The 2,403-nt window shown below is 59.7% G+C and carries 1 protein-coding gene; it reads right to left on the reverse strand.

The window, feature by feature from the left end:
- Positions 1-84: 84 nt before the first annotated feature.
- On the reverse strand, positions 85-1,782 hold the full coding sequence (gene ltrA / locus R2676_RS26115; protein WP_154208836.1) for a group II intron reverse transcriptase/maturase: 1,698 nt from the start codon (positions 1,780-1,782) through the stop codon (positions 85-87).
- Positions 1,783-2,403: the final 621 nt, after the last annotated feature.

Genomic DNA, 2,403 nt, shown 5'->3' on the forward strand with positions numbered 1-2,403 from the left:
AAGTCGGGTAGCCGCACCGCATTGCTGCGACGCGGCCCCCTAAGAACCGTACGTGCGAGTTTCCCCGCATACGGCTCAAGCCTTTCAAAGCCCCGTTGCCGGAGCCGGTTTCACAACTGAGAATCGACGGCCACGTGCAATCCCATGGCAGTCCGGGTGCAGCATGCTCAGGTTGCGCATGGCGTCAGTGCCACCTTCCGTCACCCGTTCCAGATGGAAGAGACGCCACCCGCTGGTCTTGGTAATCGGTTGGCAGCAGATCGAGCACGCGCGGCCCTGATCCCACCACAGCCGGATGAGCCGCTTTCGACCTTCCAATGAATCCATCATCTCGTGGCCAAGCCGCGCCTCGAAGTAACTTTCCCATTGCGGGTCGAACGGGTTGGCGGCTCCCTTGATCTTTCGGTGCCGTCGGATTGGCGTGCTGGCGACGTCGAACAGCGTGAGCAGGGCAGGCTTGCCCGAGGCGGGTTTCTCGCCGACTTGCGTGCCGAAGACCCACTGTCGATGGTCCACGACTCGGAAGTACTTGCGTTTCACCCAGTGGGCTCCCTTGGTCGGGTGCCGACGCCTGGCCCAACGCCACAGACATTGCCAGATTGCATCACTGACCTTGCTGAAGGTGCGTTTCGATACTACGCGCTGATAGTAGTTGGCCCATCCGCGAATCAGAGGGTTCAGCTGCCTTATTAGCAAGTCGTGTCGCATCGTTGCGCTGCCCTTTACCATCCCCCTCAGCTTGCGCAGGAAGCGCTGCACGTTCGCCTTGGCGGGCTTGATCAACAGCTTGCCGCCATACTTGCGCACGTTCATGCCGAGGAAGTCGAATCCATCGTCGATGTGGGTGATCCGAGTTTTCTCTGGCGAGAGCGAGAGTCCCCGCTCGGCCAGAAACTGCTCGACCATGGGTCGCACCACATCCGTGAGGACTTCCCGCGTCGCGCCAGTGATGACGAAGTCATCGGCGTATCGAACGATGTTAACCTTGGACGAGCCGTGACGTTTGCGAGCCTGCGCCCGCAGTTTTCGCTCTAGCCCATCGAGGGTCATGTTCATCAACGTGGGCGAGATGATGCCGCCTTGCGGCGTACCCGCCTGCGTTGCGTAAAGGACTTGGTCATGAAGGTAGCCAGCCTTCAACCATCCTCGCAGAATCGCCTTGTCCATCGGGATGTTGGCGATCAGCCAGTCATGTGAGATTTCATCGAAGCAACTGCGGATGTCGGCCTCAAGAATCCACTGCGCGCAGTCGGACCTTGCCAGTGCCCGGAAGCACTGTTCGATCGCGTCTGCGGCTGAGCGGGCGGACCGGAACCCATACGAGTTGGGGTCTGCCATGGTCTCTGCAATGGGCTCCAGGGCGAGCAGATACAACGCCTGCTGCGCCCGGTCAACCATGCAGGGAATCCCCAGGGGCCGCTGCTTCCCGTTGGCCTTCGGGATGTAGATCCGCCTCAATGGACACGGCCGGTAGCCATGTCGTTTGAGCGACGAAACTGCTTCGAGTTTGGACTTCGGCGTGGACCAAGTGATGCCGTCCACCCCGGGAGTCCTCTTGCCGCGATTCTCAGTCACCCGCTTGACGGCAAGAGCCTTGCCGCTGAACGAGTGCGTCAGCAACCATTGCAGGGCTCGGGCCTTACCATGTTTGCCTTCCTGCGTTGCCTTCACGATACGCGTCTGGAGCCTTCGAACCTCACGGTGGCATCTGGCCCAATCAATGTCGTGCCAATGACTCGCGTGATCGGAGGACGCACCAGTACTGACTTGCCGCACCGTCATCTGCTTTTCCTCCTTGGAAGGTTGATCAAACTCTCTCGTGACGAGAGACCATGCGGAAGTCTGCCCGCTTTCGCGTGAAGTGATGTTGTCTTGCGACGCAACCTCTATCCACCCCGTTACAGGACGGCCTTCGCTTTCTCCGCACTCCCATGCCCGCACCACCAACAGCCTTCCTTGCGGTCGGCCTGCCCCGAGGGCAGCGATACGGGTTTACCGTGTTCCGCGTCGTTCGCACGAATGGTTTAGGTTCCGCCTTTTCACCGGTGGCGTCTTTGTCCGCGCTGCCCCAGTACTTCAGGAGCAGACCAAGCCACGTTCCCATTTTTGGGTAAGGCCTGTCAGTGTCTTTGGCCTCTTGGTAGTGACGATGTTTATCGGCGATTCAGTTTTCTTAACCTTGCCATTCAGCCTAGCGCCCCCTCCGCATCGACACTTGCAGAGGCGCCTTGGTCTCACGACCTCGACGTGGCTTACGCCGGGCTCCATTGTCTCGGTGGCTTCACACAAAGCCGTTGCCAGCACTGCATGCACCGATAGGCTACGGGCGACGGAACGCCCGGTTTTCTTCCGTCAGACTTCAACGGCAAAACAACGAACTACGCGACTGTCACGTCGCACAAG

It is taken from the genome of Ralstonia flatus (assembly GCF_958439105.1).
GTDB lineage: Bacteria > Pseudomonadota > Gammaproteobacteria > Burkholderiales > Burkholderiaceae > Ralstonia > Ralstonia flatus.